The 17,222-nt window shown below is 62.8% G+C and carries 11 protein-coding genes and 1 pseudogene; 5 read left to right on the plus strand and 7 right to left on the minus strand.

Translation table 11 applies throughout. The features are described from left to right. Positions 1–95: 95 nt before the first annotated feature. Genes BHC62_RS12730 through BHC62_RS12740 form a run of 3 tightly spaced genes read right to left on the minus strand, consistent with a single transcriptional unit; the run spans position 96 to position 4,650 of the window. Entirely contained in the window at positions 96–1,496 is a 1,401-nt protein-coding gene (locus BHC62_RS12730) for an efflux transporter outer membrane subunit (RefSeq protein WP_070995222.1), read from the minus strand. 7 nt (positions 1,497–1,503) lie between these two features. Next, positions 1,504–3,477: a MacB family efflux pump subunit gene (locus BHC62_RS12735; RefSeq protein WP_029293127.1), complete on the minus strand. Its 1,974-nt coding sequence runs from the start codon at positions 3,475–3,477 to the stop codon at positions 1,504–1,506. After that, positions 3,478–4,650, minus strand: coding sequence for an efflux RND transporter periplasmic adaptor subunit (locus BHC62_RS12740; protein ID WP_070995223.1), 1,173 nt, complete (start codon positions 4,648–4,650; stop codon positions 3,478–3,480). A 386-nt stretch (positions 4,651–5,036) separates the two neighbouring features. Here BHC62_RS12740 and BHC62_RS12745 point away from each other — a divergent pair, with 386 nt between their 5' ends. The 5 genes from BHC62_RS12745 (at position 5,037) to BHC62_RS12770 (ending at position 12,870) form a co-directional block, all read left to right on the plus strand. Beyond that, a complete protein-coding gene (locus BHC62_RS12745) occupies positions 5,037–6,374 on the plus strand; it encodes a lysine N(6)-hydroxylase/L-ornithine N(5)-oxygenase family protein (RefSeq protein WP_029293121.1) in 1,338 nt (445 codons plus the stop codon). A 323-nt stretch (positions 6,375–6,697) separates the two neighbouring features. Beyond that, the gene (locus BHC62_RS12755) at positions 6,698–7,414 is read left to right on the plus strand and encodes an MgtC/SapB family protein (RefSeq protein ID WP_029293117.1); all 717 of its coding nucleotides are present in this window, start codon (positions 6,698–6,700) and stop codon (positions 7,412–7,414) included. A gap of 633 nt (positions 7,415–8,047) precedes the next feature. Continuing rightward, a complete protein-coding gene (locus BHC62_RS12760) occupies positions 8,048–8,674 on the plus strand; it encodes a response regulator transcription factor (protein ID WP_029293115.1) in 627 nt (208 codons plus the stop codon). 1 nt (position 8,675) lies between these two features. Then, positions 8,676–12,320, plus strand: coding sequence for a transporter substrate-binding domain-containing protein (locus BHC62_RS12765; protein ID WP_070995224.1), 3,645 nt, complete (start codon positions 8,676–8,678; stop codon positions 12,318–12,320). A gap of 115 nt (positions 12,321–12,435) precedes the next feature. Beyond that, the gene (locus tag BHC62_RS12770; RefSeq protein WP_029293111.1) at positions 12,436–12,870 is read left to right on the plus strand and encodes a hypothetical protein; all 435 of its coding nucleotides are present in this window, start codon (positions 12,436–12,438) and stop codon (positions 12,868–12,870) included. A 1-nt stretch (position 12,871) separates the two neighbouring features. On the opposite strand, the gene dkgB is transcribed toward BHC62_RS12770, so the two are convergent. From dkgB to BHC62_RS12790, 4 genes and pseudogenes are all read right to left on the minus strand, one after another. Further along, entirely contained in the window at positions 12,872–13,675 is an 804-nt protein-coding gene (gene dkgB / locus BHC62_RS12775) for a 2,5-didehydrogluconate reductase DkgB (protein WP_029293109.1), read from the minus strand. 311 nt (positions 13,676–13,986) lie between these two features. Beyond that, complete coding sequence (locus tag BHC62_RS12780) at positions 13,987–14,901, minus strand: ABC transporter substrate-binding protein (protein WP_070995225.1); 915 nt, start codon at positions 14,899–14,901, stop codon at positions 13,987–13,989. Next, a complete protein-coding gene (locus BHC62_RS12785; RefSeq protein WP_029293105.1) occupies positions 14,898–15,257 on the minus strand; it encodes a ferredoxin in 360 nt (119 codons plus the stop codon). Before BHC62_RS12785 ends, BHC62_RS12780 begins: the two co-directional genes overlap by 4 nt. Further along, positions 15,257–17,196, minus strand: a pseudogene (locus BHC62_RS12790) (TonB-dependent receptor plug domain-containing protein). Before BHC62_RS12790 ends, BHC62_RS12785 begins: the two are co-directional and overlap by 1 nt. Positions 17,197–17,222 lie beyond the last annotated feature (26 nt).

The raw sequence follows: 17,222 nt of genomic DNA on the forward strand, positions 1-17,222 counted from the left end.
CCGAGGCACCTGGTTTTAGGGCTGCTTCGCAGCCCAGCGCGGGGCAAGCCCGCTCGCCACAACAAGCCCGCTCCCCACAGCAAGCTCGCTACCTGTTAGATATCGGACGCCTGCCAACCGCCGCCCAGCGCCTTGTACAGCGCAATACTCGCCGCCAACCGCGCCTGGCGCAGTTGCACGTTCAAATCCTGGGCGGCATACAGCGTGCGCTGGGTTTCCAGTACGGTAAGCAAGTCCTCCGCGCCAGCCTCGTAGCGGCTTTGGGCGATGCGGAACGCGGTCTGCGCCTGGTCCAGCTCCTCGCGCTGCCACTGGCGTTGTTCGTCCAGCCGGCGAATGCTGCTCAGGGCTTTTTCCACATCGGCAAAGCCATTGATGATCGCTGCGCGATAGGTTTGCAGCAGTTCATCCTGGCGTGCCGTGGCCTTGTCACGTTCGGCGCTGAGGCGGCCGTTGTTGAAAATCGGTGCGATCAGCCCGCCCGTGAGGTTGTAGAACGGGTTGCGCAGCATATCCGCGGCGCGGTTGGCGCCGGAGCCCAGGTTGGCGGTAAGGGTGATGCTGGGCAGCATGGCGGCGCGGGCGACAATGATGTCGGCCTGGGCGGCCGCCAGTTGTGCTTCGGCACTGGCGATGTCCGGGCGGCGGCTGAGCAGGTCGCTGGGCACGCCGGCAGCGATGCTCGGCCAGCGCAGTTGATCAAAGGCCTGTGGCGTCAGTTGCAGCGCCTGCACCGGTTGGCCGAGCAGGGCGGCGAGGCTGATTCGGGCAGCCTCGGCACGCTGGCGTACTTCTGGCAACTGGCGTTGCTGCGCGGCGACCAGGCTCTTTTGCTGGGCCAGCTCAAGCTGGGTGGCAGAGCCGGCTTCATAACGGGTCTGCACCAGCTTAAGGACGTTCTGCGCATTGGCCAGGTTCAGTTCGGCGATGCGTTGTTGCTCGTGCAGGGCCAGGAGCTGGGTGTAGGTGGTGGCCACGCCGCTGAGCAGGGTCAACTCCACCGTGGCACGCTCGAATTCACTGGCGCGCACCGCCAGTTCGGCACTGTCGCGCGCGGCGCGCTGGCCACCCCAGAAATCGATTTCGTAGGTGGCCGTCAGGCTGGCATTGAAGTAGTCCACCGCGTCGTTGTTGTTGTCGGCGTCCAGTTCGCTGTAGCCCTTGCCGCGCAGCAGTTTCTGGCGGTTGGCGTTGAGTCCGCCCTTGAGTTCGGGCAGCAGCGGTGCGCCGGCCACCACGGCGCCGGCCTGGGCCTGACGCACTCGCGCCACGGCGCTGGCCAGGTCGAAGCTGGCGTTGCGAGCCTGTTCGATCAGTTGGTCGAGCTGAGGGCTGGCGAAGGCTGTCCACCATTGCTGGTTGGCGTGCAGGGCGCTGGCCTGGTTTGCGGTGGCCCAGGCAGGGGGTGGCTGCAGGCCGCTGTCCGGGCGCTGCACCGGGCTGCTGCATGCGGCCAGCAGCACGCTGGCGGCGACAAGGGTCAAGTGCGCTTTCATAGGGCGATCATTCACTGGTAAGGGCCGTGACCGGGTCGAGCCGGGCTGCTTTGCGGGCGGGCATAAAGCCGAAGATGACGCCGGTGACCAGGGCGCAGGCGAAGGCGCCCAAGGCGGCAGGCAGCGAGAAGGCGACAGCCACGCTGCTGAGGATCAGCGCGCCACCCACCAGCAGGGCCAGGCCGATCCCGGCCACCCCGCCAACCACCGTGAGCATCACCGCTTCGGTGAGGAACTGGCGCAGGATGTCCCGCTGTCGAGCGCCGGTGGCCATGCGGATGCCGATTTCCCGGGTGCGTTCGCGTACGGTCATCAGCATGATGTTCATCACCCCGATGCCGCCCACCAGCAGCGAGATGGCGGCAATCGAACCCAGCATCAGCGACAGGGTGTTCTGGGTCCGCGCCTCGGCCTGGATCATCGCGGCGTTGTTGGTCAGTTCGAAATCGCGCTTGCCGTTGTGCAAGCGCAGCAGCAACTGGTCGATGGCTTTTTCTGCCTCATGCACCTTGCGCGCGTCGGCGGCGGCAATCACCACGTATTCCGGGTTGTAGCTGCCGAACAGGCGGATACTCGCGGCGGAGTAGGGGATGGCGATACGGTCGTCGCTGTCCTTGTCGCCGGAACTGGCACCTTTTTCGGCGAGCACACCGATCACCTGGAACGGCACGTTTTCGATCAGGATGTATTGGCCGATAGGGCTGGGGAGGTCCTTGAACAGCTTGTCGCGCACCCGCTTGCCAATGACCGCGACGGTCGCGGCGGCGCGTTCGTCAGCCTCGGTGAAGTAGCTGCCCTCGACCACCGGCCAGTTGAAGATCGCCGGGAAGTTGGTGTCGTTGCCACCCACGTAGGCCATGTGGTCGACGTTGCCGAAACGCACTCCGGCCTCCGCGCCATTGACCGGCATGATGCGCTTGACCTGTGGCAGCGCGGCCATCGCGGCGACGTCGTTCATGGTGATGATGCCGGGCGGTGTGCGCGGGTTGGGCGCCGAGCCGCTGACATAAAGGATATTGGAGCCAAAGGCGCCCATCTGCGCCATGACCTGGCGTTTGCTGCCTTCACCCACCGCAAGCATCACCACCACCGAGGCTACGCCGATAATAATCCCCAATAGGGTCAGGGCCGTGCGGAAGCGGTTGATCCACATCACCCGCCAGGCTGCCTGCACCGCGTCCAGCAGTTCGGCTTTCCACGCACCGTTGTGCTCGGCGCCATCGGCCAGGCGTTGGCGCAGGTCCACCGCTTGCAGGGCCTTGGGGTTGGGCTCGGCGGCAGGTTGGTCGTGGGTGTTGGGGGTGTCGCTGATGATCAGGCCGTCGCGGATTTCGATGATGCGCTTGGCCCGGGCCGCCACTTCGCGGTCATGGGTAATCAGGATCACCACGTGACCCTGGCTGGCCAGCTCGTCGAGCAGGGTCATGACCTCGGCGCCACTATGGCTGTCGAGGGCGCCGGTGGGTTCGTCGGCGAGGATGATATGGCCGCCGTTCATCAAGGCCCGGGCAATCGACACCCGTTGCTGCTGGCCGCCGGACAGTTGGTGCGGGCGGTTGCCGGTGCGCCCGGCCAGCCCCAGGCGGGTCAGCAGTGCGGCGGCGCGGGCGTGGCGCTCGGCGGCGGGCGTGCCGGCATAGATCGCCGGCATCTCGACGTTTTCCTGGGCTGAGCCGGAGGGGATCAGGTGGTAGCCCTGGAATACAAAGCCAAAGGCCTCGCGGCGCAGCCAGGCCAGTTCGTCGGTGTCTAGTTGAGCAACGTTTTCCCCGGCGAACAGGTACTGGCCGACGGTGGGGCGGTCGAGGCAGCCGAGGATATTCATCAAGGTGGACTTGCCGGAGCCCGAGGCACCGACAATCGCCACGAATTCCCCGGCATGGATCGACAGGTCGATCCCGCGCAGCACGTCGACCTGAGGCGCATCACCGCCACCGTAGGATTTGCGGATGTCCCGAAGTTCGATCAGCGGCGTCAACATTCAGCCTCCGCTGCTTTGGGCGGGGCCGATCAGCAGGTGATCGCCTTCGTTGAGGCCATCGAGGATCTGGATGCGCAGGCGATCACTGATACCGACCCGCACCTCGCGGTCTTCGATGCTGCCGTCCTTGGCCACCACGCGGGCCAATTGCATGTCGGGGCGGGTGCCGCCTTGCAGGGCTGCGACCGGCGCAGTCAGCGCATTGGTGACGCGACTGGCGACGAAAAACACCTGGGCGGTCATTTCCGCCATCAAAGCGTTATCGGCATTGTCGACATCCAGCAGCACGGTATAGAGCACCACGCGGCCGCTGCCACTTTTGCTCGAACTGCTGGGGCTGCCACCGCCCTGGCTGGTTTCGTTCAGGGGCTTGGGGGGGACCGGCAGGATCTGGCGCACGGTGCTGGTCCAGCGCCGGTTGCCACCGCTCAGGGTTGTGAAATAGGCCTGCATGCCAGGTTCGACATGGCCGATATCAGCTTCCGAAACTTCCGCCCAGACGGTCATGGGCGACAGGTTGGCGATCCGCAGGATCAGCGGCGTCTGCTGCTGGCTGTTGAGGGTCTGGCCTTCGCGGGCATCCACGGCGACTACCGTGCCGGAGATCGGCGCGTAGATGCGCGTGTAGCCCAGCTCGGCCTGGTCGACCCGCAGCGTGGCCTGGGCCTGGCTGATCTGGGCCTTGAACATGTTGATGCGTGCCTGGGTGGCGTCCAGTTCGGCCTGGGCAGTCTGCACGTCTTCATCGCGGGTGGCGCCACCTGCGGCCAGACGTTGCTGGCGCTGGAATTTCTGCTGCGCCAGGCGGTTTTGCGCGTGCTGCTCCTGCAGTTGGGCTTGCAGATTGGCGATGGAGTAGCGAGTGGCGTCGAGCTTGGCTTGTTGGGTGGCGGGATCGATCTCGACCAGCAGGTCGCCTTCCTTGACCTGGGCGCCGGCTTCGACGTGAATCCGGCGGATCTGCCCCGACGCCTGGGCGCCGACATCGACGTAGCGCCGCGGCTGCAGGGTGCCGAGGGCGGTCACGCTGCTTTCGATATCGCCCCGGTGTACTTGCAGGGTGGCAAATTTATCCCGACCGGGCGGGATCAGTTGCCAGGCGGCGAAGGCGGCCACGGGGATCAGGCAAAGTGCTGCCAGCAGAGCGCGCCGGGTGTGTCGGGGACGGTTCATGCACGGGTTCCAGCCAGGAAAGTTCGGACCGCAACTCAATCGCCCGCAAGGGCAGAGACAGGCGCGGGAAGCTGTCAGGTAAACGAGGTATTTGCTCTGAAATTTAACTGCTTACATATGCCGTTACAGCTGGGCGAAACGCCAGTATTGGACGGCGAGGGTGAGGCAATTCAAATCTAGATGAGAATTACTATAAATTAGAAGAGCCCAAACTGCCATCACTGTGCGGCCACGGCAGCTACCTTCGTGGCTGCTGGAGTGAATCAGGTGCGGGCCTTAAATTTTTTTTCATTGTCCTCGTTTCCTATCAACACATGGCCTGTTGTTCAGCAGGTCGCCCAGGCTTTCCGCCCCACCGCCACGGGGCTTATCCAGAGGACACTGGAATGACACAGGCAATTGCATCGCCCGCGGTTCACGACCTGATCGGTATTGGTTTCGGTCCTTCGAACCTGGCGCTGGCCATCGCCCTGCAAGAGCGCGAGAAAGCCCAGGGCAAGCTCGATGTACTGTTTCTCGACAAGCAGGCCGACTACCGCTGGCACGGCAACACCCTGGTGAGCCAGAGCGAGTTGCAGATTTCCTTCCTCAAGGACCTGGTGACCCTGCGCAACCCCACCAGCCCCTATTCCTTCGTCAATTACCTCAAGGCCCACGGGCGCCTGGTGGACTTTATCAACCTGGGCACGTTCTACCCGTGCCGCATGGAGTACAACGACTATCTGCGCTGGGTCGCCGGGCAGTTCACCGAGCAGAGCCGCTATGGCGAAGAAGTGCTGGCCATCGAGCCGATCCTGCATCAGCAGCAGGTCGAGGCGCTGCGGGTGATCTCCCGGGATGCCCACGGCGAGCAACTGGTGCGCACCGCGCGCTCGGTGGTGGTCAGTGCCGGTGGCACGCCACGTATCCCCGAGGCGTTCAAGGCGCTCAAGGATGACGGGCGGGTGTTCCACCATTCCCAGTACCTGGCGCGCATGGCCCAGCAGCCCTGTGTCGAGGGCAAGCCAATGCGCATTGCGATCATCGGCGGCGGGCAGAGCGCGGCGGAGGCGTTTATCGATCTGAACGACAGCTTCCCTTCGGTGCAGGTGGATATCATCCTGCGCGGTTCGGCCCTCAAGCCTGCCGATGACAGCCCGTTCGTCAACGAAGTGTTCTCCCCGGAGTTCACCGACCTGGTGTTCCAGCAGCCCAGCAGCGAGCGCGAACGCCTGGTCAACGAGTACCACAACACCAACTATTCGGTGGTGGACCTGGACCTGATCGAGCGCATCTACGGGATTTTCTACCGGCAGAAAGTCTCGGGCATCGCCCGTCACGCCTTCCGTACCCTGACCACCGTGGAAAAAGCCAGTGCCGGGCCCTTGGGCATCGAGTTGGTGGTGCGTCACAACGCTACCGGCGAGACCGTGATCAATCACTACGATGCGGTGGTCCTGGCCACAGGTTATGAGCGGCAGATGCATCGCCAGTTGCTGGCGCCGCTCGAAGCCTACATGGGTGAGTTTGAAGTGAGCCGCGACTACCGCGTGGTCACCGACGAGCGCTGCAAGGCCGGTATCTACATGCAGGGTTTCAGCCAGGCCAGCCATGGCTTGAGCGATACCTTGCTGTCGATCCTGCCGATTCGTGCCGATGAGATTGCCGCGTCGCTGCATCAACATGATCGGCACCTGGGCCAGGGGCGTTCGGTGCGTGACGTGCTGCTGGCCACCGCGAGCTGACAGCCTGGAGGGTCGTTCCCGTGCCCGCGGGAGCGACCCTTGCCTGAACCCTTGCTGAAGAACCCGCCGATTCGCCGCACTGTCACTTTGCTCGCGCAGACTGCGGGCGTAAGCTGCGCCGGTTTTCAACCATAGCGCAGACTTTCGTGAACAGACTTTCGAGTGACAGTTGTCGACCAGGCTTGGCCAGCTGACGCGCATCTTCGTGCCGTTGCCTCGCCGTTAAAGCGAGAAGCGGTATTTCGGTGGCGAACCTCCCTGGTTCCTGCCTTATCCCCCTTTTTTCGACGCTGATTCTGCGGGCAATCAAAGGGAGATTCATCATGCAAGCCCTCAACAACATCAATCTGGATTCCCTGATCGACACCGTGGTCAGTCTTAGTGCCGCCTTTATTCTGGGCGGGCTGATCGGCTTTGAGCGCCAGTTCCGCCAGCGCACGGCGGGGCTGCGCACCAACGTACTGGTGGCGGTGGGGGCGGCGATCTTTGTCGACATGGCCAACCGCCTGGCCGGGGCCGAAGGCGCCGTGCGAGTGGTGGCGTATGTGGTGTCGGGTATTGGCTTTCTCGGCGCCGGGGTGATCATGCGCGAGGAGGGCAACGTGCGCGGGCTCAATACCGCAGCCACGCTGTGGACGTCCGCCGCCGTGGGCGCCTGCGCCGGTGCAGACCTGATCCTCGAGGCGTTCCTGGGCACGATGTTTGTGCTGGCGGCCAACACGCTGCTGCGCCCGATCGTCAATAACATCAACCGCCAGCCGCTGGATGTGGTGTCTGCCGAGGTCACCAACATCCTCTACGTGATCGCCCGGCGTACCCAGCAGCAAGCGGTGATGGCGTTGCTGGAGTCGGAACTGGCGCGCTGTAACTACCCAGCCAGTGATGTCGACGTAAGGCCCTTTGGCAGTGACGAGGTCGAGATTGAGGCCACCCTGGCGGCCAACTCGGTGGATGGCGACGAACTGGATGCCCTGGTCACACGGATCTCACAGTCGACCCTGGTGGTGCAAGCGTTCTGGAGCCCCAGCACCACGGACTGACGGCAAAGGCTTACAGCGCCTGCAGGGGCTGTGGCGAGTGGGCTTGTTGTGGAGAGCCGGCTTGTTGTGGCGAGCGGGCTTGCCCCGCGCTGGGCTGCGCAGCAGCCCCAAAACCAGCCACCTCGGTGTCCCTGAAAAAATGGGTGGACCTTATTGGGGCTGCTGCGCAGCCCAGCGCGGGGCAAGCCCGCTCGCCACAACAAGCCCGCCTTCCACAACAAGCCCGCCTTCCACAATAAGCCTGCTCTCCACAACAAGCCCGCTCCCCACAACTCGGCGGTTGTCCCAAACTGATCGGAACTAGTCAAAACCGGTTTCTCATACACCTTGAAAGGGATGCTCCTTAGAGGGGGGAGGCGGCTTTTTGCGTATATTTGACTACGCTCTAGTGAGGATTAGTCCTACGTAATGGTCGGATTTTCCCTTCGGTTAAGGCATCGTCGCGTTGTTAATGTTGCGCCGTTGCACCTAGCCAGGTTCCGTTGAAACGTTCTGTGTAGACAGTGCCGCTGGTCGGAACTGGTACTTTTCACAGGTACAGGGGTTTCGTGTGATGTGTAAGGGTATTGGCGCCGCAAGAATGGCAAGGCGCCAGTAATGCAACTAATCGGTGGTGTCTTCCCAGGGAGTCGCATGAGCAAAGCATTAATCGTGGATGATCATCCGTTCATTCGTGCAACCGTCAAGTACCTGTTGCGCCAGGAAGGCTTTGACAAGATTTTCGAGGCTGGCAACGGCGCTGATGCCTTACAGATTGCCAGGGAGGAGCGGCCTGACCTGCTCATTCTGGATTTGGCGATGCCCAAGTTGGGCGGGCTGGAGGTGATAAGCCGGGTCAAGACCTTGGGCCTGCCCTGCAAGATTCTGGTACTGACCTCGTATCTGGCGGTTTTTTTCTCGGCTCGTTGCATGCGCGCCGGGGCGATGGGATTTGTCGCGAAAACCGGTGAATTGGATGAGTTGCAGAAGGCCATCAAGGCGGTCATGTCCAACTACAGCTGTTTCCCCAGCCTGCCGACCAGCTCCGTGCGCAAGGACGACTTGCAGACCACGGAACTGCAACTGGTCGAAGCGCTTTCTGACCGGGAGCTAACGGTATTGCAAAAATTGGCGTTGGGCCTGGGCAACAAGGAGATCGCCCAGGACATGCTGTTGAGCCACAAGACCATCAGCACTTACAAAACACGGTTGAAGGAGAAGTTGCGCATGTCTTCGGTGGTTCATCTGTCCAAGTTCGCTCAGCGTAACCACCTGATCTGACATGTCGACGTCTCTTGGCAAGTGGCTCGCGGTACTCTGGCTGGCGAGCCTGTCACTCATTATCAACGTGGCGCTGGGCGCGCCACAGCAACTGCACCTGTTGGGGCACTCGAGTTTCGACGTCCCGCAGGTGCACCTCAAAGAGACGGACTGGCGTTGGCTGCGCGAGCGCCGCACGCTGGTCATGGGGGTGTCCGCCCCGGACTATGCGCCTTTCGATCTGACGAACAACAACGACGAACTGGAGGGCATCACCGCCGATTACGCGGCATTGATCGCGCAGATGTTGAACGTGACCATCCAGGTCCAGCGCTACGAGCATCGGGACGACGTCATCGCGGCTCTCAAGCGTGGTGAGGTGGACTTCCTGGGCACAGCCAATGGCTACGAGGCGGCGGATCGGCAATTGAAGCTTTCGCGCTCGTACGCTAACGACCAGCCGACCCTGGTGACGCGTGTCGGTGACAGCCAGGCCCTGGGCGCCGAGCTTGAGGGCAAGCGCCTGGCCATGCTCTATCACTACATGCAGCCCGAGGTAGTGGCCGCCTATTACGCCAACGCCTCCTTGCAGCTTTACCCCTCGACCTTCGAGGCCATTGGTGCCGTCGCCTTCGGCCAGGCGGACGTTTATCTGGGCGATGCCATCAGCACCAATTATCTGATCAACAAAAACCATCTCAATAACGTGCGCATGGCTGATTTTTCCAGCCTGGAGGTCAACCCCTTCGCGTTCGCGGTCGACGGCGACAATCTGCGTCTGCTGCGCATCGTCAATGCGGCGCTGGAGATGATTCCGGTCAGTGAGCAGATGGAAATCCTGCGGCGCTGGAGCGCGGGCAACCTGGGGGTGGTTGGCCGCGAGCGCCTGCGTCTGAGCGCCAGTGAGCAGCGTTGGCTGGACAAGCACCCACGGGTCAAGGTGACGGCGCTCGACAAGTTCCAGCCGTTGTCTTTTTTCAATGAGCACGGGCAACTGCAAGGCTTGAGCGCCGAAGTGCTGGCCCAGATCAGCTTGCGCACCGGCCTGAAGTTCGATGTGGTGCGTGGTGAGTCACTGCCCCGTCAAGTCAGCCAAGTCAGCGAGGGCAGCGCGGACATGATCGCGTTCATCACCCCGAGCATGGCCCGTGAGGACCTGATCCGCTTTACTCGCCCGTACCTGAACAACCCGTTTGTGCTGATCTCGCGCGACGATGGCAGCCGTCCGATCACCATCGAGGACATGGCGGGCAAGCGCCTGGCGGTCATCCGCGGCAGCGTCCAGCGCGAGATCATCAGCCGCGAATATCCCGATATCCACTTGGTGGACGCCGAGGATTCCGCGCAGGCCATGGCGTTGGTCGTCAGTGGCACGGCGGACGCGACGGTCAACGCGCTGATCATTGCGCGCTACATCATCGCCCAGCACTACCGTGATCGCCTGCGCATCACCAGCACGGTCGGCTCGCAGCCCGCGCGAGTGGCCTTTGGTGTGGGGCGCGGCCAGTTGGAGTTGTACTCGATCCTGGACAAGGCGCTCTTGAGTATCACGCCCCAGGAGATGGATGAGCTGACCAATCATTGGCGTAGCGAAGTGGTGATTGATGACAGTTACTGGCTACGTCACCGCAACACGATTATCCAGGGGTTCGCAGTGGCCGCGCTGCTGTTGACGATCACCCTGGGTTGGGCGATTTACCTGCGCAGCCTGATTCGTAAGCGCGGCCAGGCCGAGCGCGCGCTGAGCGACCAGATGCGTTTTATGAGCGTGCTGATCGACGGCACGCCGCACCCGATTTATGTGCGTGACCGCCTGGGCCGGTTGATGGCATGCAACAGTGCCTACCTCAATGTGTTCGGCTTCCGGCTCGAAGATGTGATCGGCAAGACCGTGGTCGAGACTGACACCGGCAACCACCCCCAGGCCCAGTCCTACCACGAAGACTACTTGCGCCTGATGGAGCGCGGAGAGCCGCAGATCCACGACCGTGTGCTCAAGGTGCCGGGCGGGGCGACCCTGACCATTTATCACTGGATGCTGCCTTACCGCGACGGTGACGAAAAGGTCGTGGGCATGATTGCCGGCTGGGTGGACGTCAGTGAGCGCCAGCGTTTGCTGGGGCAACTGCAGGAGGCCAAGGAGGGGGCAGACGCCGCCAATCGGGCCAAGACCACGTTCTTGGCGACCATGAGCCACGAGATCCGCACGCCGATGAATGCGGTGATCGGCATGATCGAGTTGGCGCTGAAAAACGCCGAGCAGGGCCGTATCGACCACGATGCCCTGGCGGTGGCCTCTGATGCTTCGCGGGGCATGCTGGAGTTGATCGGCGACATTCTCGACATTGCCCGGATCGAGTCCGGCCACTTGTCCCTGACCCTGGAACCGTCGAACCCGCGCGAACTGCTGGCCTCGGTGGCCCGCATCTTCGAAGGGCTGGCACGGACCAAGGGCCTGATGCTCAAGGTTGATTTGGACCCGCTGGTGGACCGTTACGTGATGATCGACCCGTTGCGCTTCAAGCAGGTGGTCTCCAATTTGTTGAGCAATGCCATCAAGTTTACTGCCAAGGGCCATGTGCATTTGTGCGCCAGAGGCTCGCCGGCAGTCGCCAATGGCTACGTGAGCCTGCGGCTGGTGGTGGAAGACAGCGGGGTGGGTATCAGCGTCGAGGACCAGGCGCGGCTGTTCAATCCGTTTGTCCAGGGGCGCAACACCGACCAGTCGGCGCGCAGTGGCTCCGGCCTGGGCCTGGTGATTAGCCGCAGCCTGTGTGAAATGATGGGCGGCCAACTGAAATTGAGCAGCCGGCTGGGGCAGGGGACCCGCGTAGAGGTCACGCTGTCCCTGGCGGTGGCGTCCAGCACCAGCGCCGAGCATGAGTCGGTTGCACTGGACGCGTCGCCAGCTCACATGTTGAACATCCTGGTGGTGGATGATTACCCCGCCAACCGCCAATTGCTGACCCGGCAACTGAGCTTCCTGGGGCACCGCATCACCACCGCCAACGATGGTGTGCAAGGCCTGGAGCGCTGGCAGGCCGAGCGTTTCGACGGGGTGATCACGGACTGCAATATGCCGCTGAAAAATGGCTATGACCTGGCGCGGGAAATCCGTGCCGATGAGCGTGCCCGGGGATTGGCGCCTTGCCTGTTGCTGGGGTTTACCGCCAACGCCCAGCCCGAAGAAACCGAGCGTTGCCTGGCGGCAGGGATGGATGGTTGCCTGTTCAAGCCCACGGGGCTGGAGGACCTGCATGCCGCGCTTGCGTCACGTACCGCCAAGCCGTCGGTCCAGGCCGAAGTGCAGGCTGACGTCATGCCGGATATGGACTTGAGTCGGTTGCTGGCGTTGACCGGCTCCGACGTGGACGCCATCAAGGAGTTGCTGGCCCCCCTGCTCGAAAGCCTTGCCGCCGACCGTACGCTACTGCAGGCGTTGGCCAATAAACACGACTATGCCCAGTTGCATGACCTGGCTCATCGCACCAAGGGCGGCGCGCGCCTGGTCTCGGCCCAGGTATTGGTCAGCCACTGTGAGGCGCTGGAAGCCGCCTGTGAACAGCGCGACCCTCAGGCATTGGCCGCTGCGGTGGCGGGCGTGCAGCAAGCCATTGACCAGTTGCATCAGGCCCTGACGGACTACTGCGATCATGCTCAAAGGTAGGATTTGGGAGAAATCCTACGCTCTGGGGGAACTCCGCTGATTTTGTAGACCATTTATGTCTGGAACAGTAGCGCGCTCCTTCCGGCCACGAGCGCGACCTGCTCAGGGACTTGCCATGCCCACCAAAGCACTGACCATCCTGATCGCTGATGAACAGCACCTGCAACGGCTGCACATCGAAAAAATGCTTAACCAGTTGGGCTATTACCGGATCGTCCCGGTGCAGACTGTCGAGGAAGTACTGATCCTCACCGACATCCCGGCCGAGCCCTTCGATGTGCTGGTCATCCATGCGGGCCTGGCCGCCAGCGCCGGCGGGGAGTGGGTGCTGCGCCAGCAACATCCGCAGGTGCGCCATGTGCTGGTCTATGCCGACCAGGACCTGGAGCCAGCGGTCTCTCTTGCGCCCCTGGTCCTGATGCGTTTGCCAGGCGCGCTCGACAGTGTCGCCTTGGAACACTTCATGGGCATCATCGACCCGCCGTCACCGGTCAGCGGCTTGCGGGTCTTGCCATGGCTGCGGGAACTGGCGCGCAGCCCGGTGGTTTAGCTCAGTCCCATTGCGGCGCAATGCCCTTGGGGCTGGTCAGGCGATGGCCACGCTCAAGGCCGTTGATCTGCGCCATGTCGGCTTCGCTCAAGGTCAGTTGCACGGCCTTGAGGTTGCTCTGCAGGTTGGCGCGTTGGGTCGAGGACGGAATCACCGCATACCCCGATTGCATGGCCCAGGCCAGGGTGACCTGTGCGGGCGTGGCCTGGTTGCGCTGGGCAATCGCCTGGATCAGCGGGTCTTTGAGCACTTCGCCGTAGGCCAGGGTCATGTACGACGTAATCTGGATACCGTGGCGCGTGGCGAAATCCACCACGGTGCGGTTTTGCAAGTACGGGTGCAGTTCGATCTGGTTGGTGGCGATGTTCTCGGCACCGACGGCGGCGATGGCTTCTTTCATCAGCGCCACGGTGAAGTTGGAAACACCGATCTGCCGGGTCAGGCCCAGGCGCTTGGCTTCCAGCAACTGCCCCATGAACTCGGCGACGGGCACCTGGTTTTGCGGTGATGGCCAATGGATCAGGGTCAGGTCCAGATAGTCGGTCTTGAGCTTGCGCAGGCTTTCCTTGAGGCTGGGTATCAACTGGCCTTCGGCAAAATTGGCGATCCAGATCTTGCTGGTAATGAACAATTCATCGCGGGGGATACCCTTGTCGGCGATCGCTTGGCCGACATCGGCCTCGTTCTCATAGATCTGTGCGGTATCGATGGCCCGGTAGCCCAAGTCCAGGCCGGTACTGACCGAATCGATGACCACCTGGCCTTGCAGGCGGAAAGTGCCAAGACCGAATGCGGGAATAGACATGAATGACTCCTGTTGTGGCATGAACAATGGCGTTGAGTATCAGCCGCACGCGCCAGCGCAAACACCCACGATTGTTCAAATCACTCTTGACCAGAAGTCATGAGTCCCATTGTGGTGATAAGGCGAGCTTGCAGGGGACAGAGGGCTACCCACCACTGGCCTTTCTTGTGGCGAGCGGGCTTGCCCCGCGCTGGGCGGCAAAGCCGCCCCAACAGCCTCACCACGTTCTACCAGATACACCGAGGTGGTTGGTTTTGGGGCTGCTGCGCAGCCCTGCGGGGGACAAACCCCCTCGCCACAACCGTAGGTTTCTACAGATTTTTGAGTTGGCGGGCCAGGTCCAGTACCACTTTGCCGCTGCCGACATTGGGCACCAAGTGGCTAAACGGGATATCGATCATGCGGTTTTCCCGCACGGCCCGCAGGCGCGACAGCACCGGGTCGCGGGTCAGCAGCTGGCGTTTACGGCTGGCCGGGGACCATACGGCATCGGCCAGCAGAATCACGTCCGGGTCGCTCATCAATAACGTCTCACTGCTGACCGTGACCCGGTATTGATTGATTCCGGCCAACAGGTTGCGAGCCCCGGCCGCGGCCAGCAGGGCGCTGACGAAACCTTGCCGGCCCTCGCTGTCCAGGCCGTTGACTTCACTGTCGAGATAAAACACCGACAAGGGTTTTGCCGGCTTGGCCAGTGCCTGGGCGCTGGCCAGGTCAGCGTCCAGGGCCTCGATCAGGTCGCGGGCCCGCTGCGGTTTGTGCAGCAGGTTGCCCAGGGTCAGCAGGTCGGTGCGAATGTGGCCGAAGTAATCCAGGGAGCGCCCGGCACACGCCGACTCCAGCAGATACGAGCCCACGCCATTACCGGCCAGCCCGGTACGCGAGGTGATGCCGTTGCCAAAGGCCGTGGCAAAACCGCCCACCACCAGGTCCGGCCGTTGCCCATATAACACCTCGCTGGCCGGATAGCGCGGGGCAATCACCGGCACACCGAAGTACCTGCCCTGTTTATGCGCGGCACCGTTGTCATCCAGGTACGCCACGCCTACCAGCGCCGGGCCGGCGCCCAGGGCCAGCAGCATATCGGCGGCGTGCTGGTTCAGGGCGACGATGCGCGACGGCGGCGCATGGGGCAGTTGCCAATCCTGCTGGCAATTGCGATAGCCGTCCGCCAGGGCCGGCGCACTGCACAACAGGGCGATGGCCAACCCTCCCAGGCGCTTCATGGGCGCTCCCGGATCAACAGCTCTTCGACCACTTCACCGCCCACCAGGTGCATGTCCACCAGGCGCACGGCGTCGGCCTTGCTGTGTATCCCATACCAGCAGCGCTCCGGGTATACCGTGAGCACCGGCCCCAGGTTGCACGGGAACTGGCAATGGGTCCGCGTGAGCAGTACACCACCGGGCACTTCGATGCGCTGGTGTTCCAAGAGGCGCCGACGCAGGGTTTTCCATAGTTGCAACGCGCCCCGCTGGGTGCAGCGCGGGCCGGTGCACAGCAGCACATGGCGGGCATGCTCGGGGATGCGGGACCAGTCGGGGTGGGTGTCCACCCCGTCGATTTGGGTGATCTCAGTCATCAGAAGCGATACGTGTAACGCACCTCAGAGGTGAATGGCCGGCCCAGGTTGTCGACATTGCTGGAGCGGCTGGTGACGTAGTCGCGGTCGAACAGGTTTTCTACCAGCAGGCTCACGCGGTGCTGGTGGGCGTTGTCGAGGTAGCGATAGGCGTCGGCGTCCACCACCGAATAGTGGCCGTATTCGACTCTTTTCGAGCTGGTCACATCGTGGATATAGCGGATGGCCGCGCCGGCGCCCCACAGGCGATTCTGCGATTCGAACCCCACCCGCGAGCGGGCGAAGAAGCTCGGCACATCGTTGATGGTGACCCCGGTGCGCGACTCGGTCAGGTTGCGGGTCATGTCCGCCTGCAGGCTCCACTGATCGTTGAGCGCCAACTTGGCATCGGCTTCGAAGCCGCGCACCTGGATCTGGCCCTGGCCGTTGACCCACTGGATGTCGTCGAGGGTGATCAGGTCGGTGATCTTGCGCTTGAACAGGGTCACGCTGGCGCTGAACTCGCGGTCGGCCAGCAGGCCCTTGTAGTCCAGGCCCAGCTCGGCGTTGCGGCTTTTCTCCGGCTTGAGGTTGCGGTTGCCGATCTCGTCGCCGGGTTCGTTGACGAACAGTTGCTCGGCATTCGGCAGCTTGTAGGCCGTACCGTACTGGCCGCGCAGGGCCCAGTTGGCGTTGAGGTCGTAGAGCGAGGTGAGCATGCCGACCGTGGCGCTGTCGCCGCCGCTCATGGTTTCGTGGCGCACGCCGAGGCTCGGATGCCAGTCGGGCAGGGCGTCGATCTGCGGGCGCAACTGGGTGTAAACGGCGTGGGCTTCGGCCTTGTTGTTGTCGATGACCAGCACATCGTCCTGGCCCTTGAACCACTGGTTGTCGGTACCGAATACCAGCACATGGCCGCCCGCAAGCTCGGCCTTGCCCTCGGCCTGCACGCCCCAGTCGGTAAAACCCCAGTAGTCATCGTGATTGCGCACCACGGTGCCGCCGTCGGCGGTGTTGTTGACCCGTGAGTAGCGGGTATCCCAGTCGTTATATGGCCCTTGACGAAGTAGCTCAGCCGCTCGTTGATGCTCTGTTCGAAAGTCGCCGTGGCAATCTGCTGCACGCGGTCGTTGGTGGTCTTGCGGTTGTTGGTGGCGCCGGCGAAGTCCAGGTTGGCGTCGGTGTACTGGTAAAACAGCTCCAGGCGCGAGTCATCGCCAAAAGACTGGATGGCCTTGGCGCCGAGTGTGGTGACTTCGTAGGAACGTTTCTTGTCGGTGACGTTGCTCATGTCGCGGTTACGAAAGGGCTGGTAGCCCTCGGACACGTTATGGCTGACATAGGCCAGCAAACCCAGGTCGCCCAGGCCATTGCTGAAAATCCGCTCGGCCCGGGCATCGCCGGTGGTGCCGCCAAAGGTATCGACGCCCAGGTTGGTTTCGCCGGATACGTCGCGCGTCTGCGGGCTGCGGGTGACGATGTTGATCACCCCCGCCACGGCCTGGGTGCCGAACAACAGGCTCTGGCCGCCCTTGAGCACTTCGATGCGTTCCACGGCGTTGGCCGGCAAGGTATCCAGGTACAGGCCACCGTACAGGCGGTTGTTCAGGCGTACGCCGTCGAGCAGGATCAGGGTGTCGTCATTGCGCCCGCCCAACAGGGAATAGGTGCCGTAGTCGAACGGGCCGTTTTTCGGGGCCACGTAGAAACCGGGGATGAACATCTGCATCGCCCGCGTGATATCTGCGCTGGGGCCGGCGCGTTCGATCTGTTCGCGGGTGACAATTTCGACCTTGCTGCCGTACTGGGCCATGTCGGCCACGGTGGTGGACTCCACCGACGGCGCGGAAACAGTCTGTGCCTTGAGTTCCAGGGCACTATTGTCAGCGAGTAGCAGGGGACTGAACAGACAACCCAACAGCAAGGTTGGGCCAGAAGTGACGCCGCGTTGAAAAATCATAGTCTTCTCGAAAAGTATCTTCGCAG

It is taken from the genome of Pseudomonas sp. 06C 126, assembly GCF_001855215.1.
Lineage (GTDB): Bacteria > Pseudomonadota > Gammaproteobacteria > Pseudomonadales > Pseudomonadaceae > Aquipseudomonas > Aquipseudomonas proteolytica.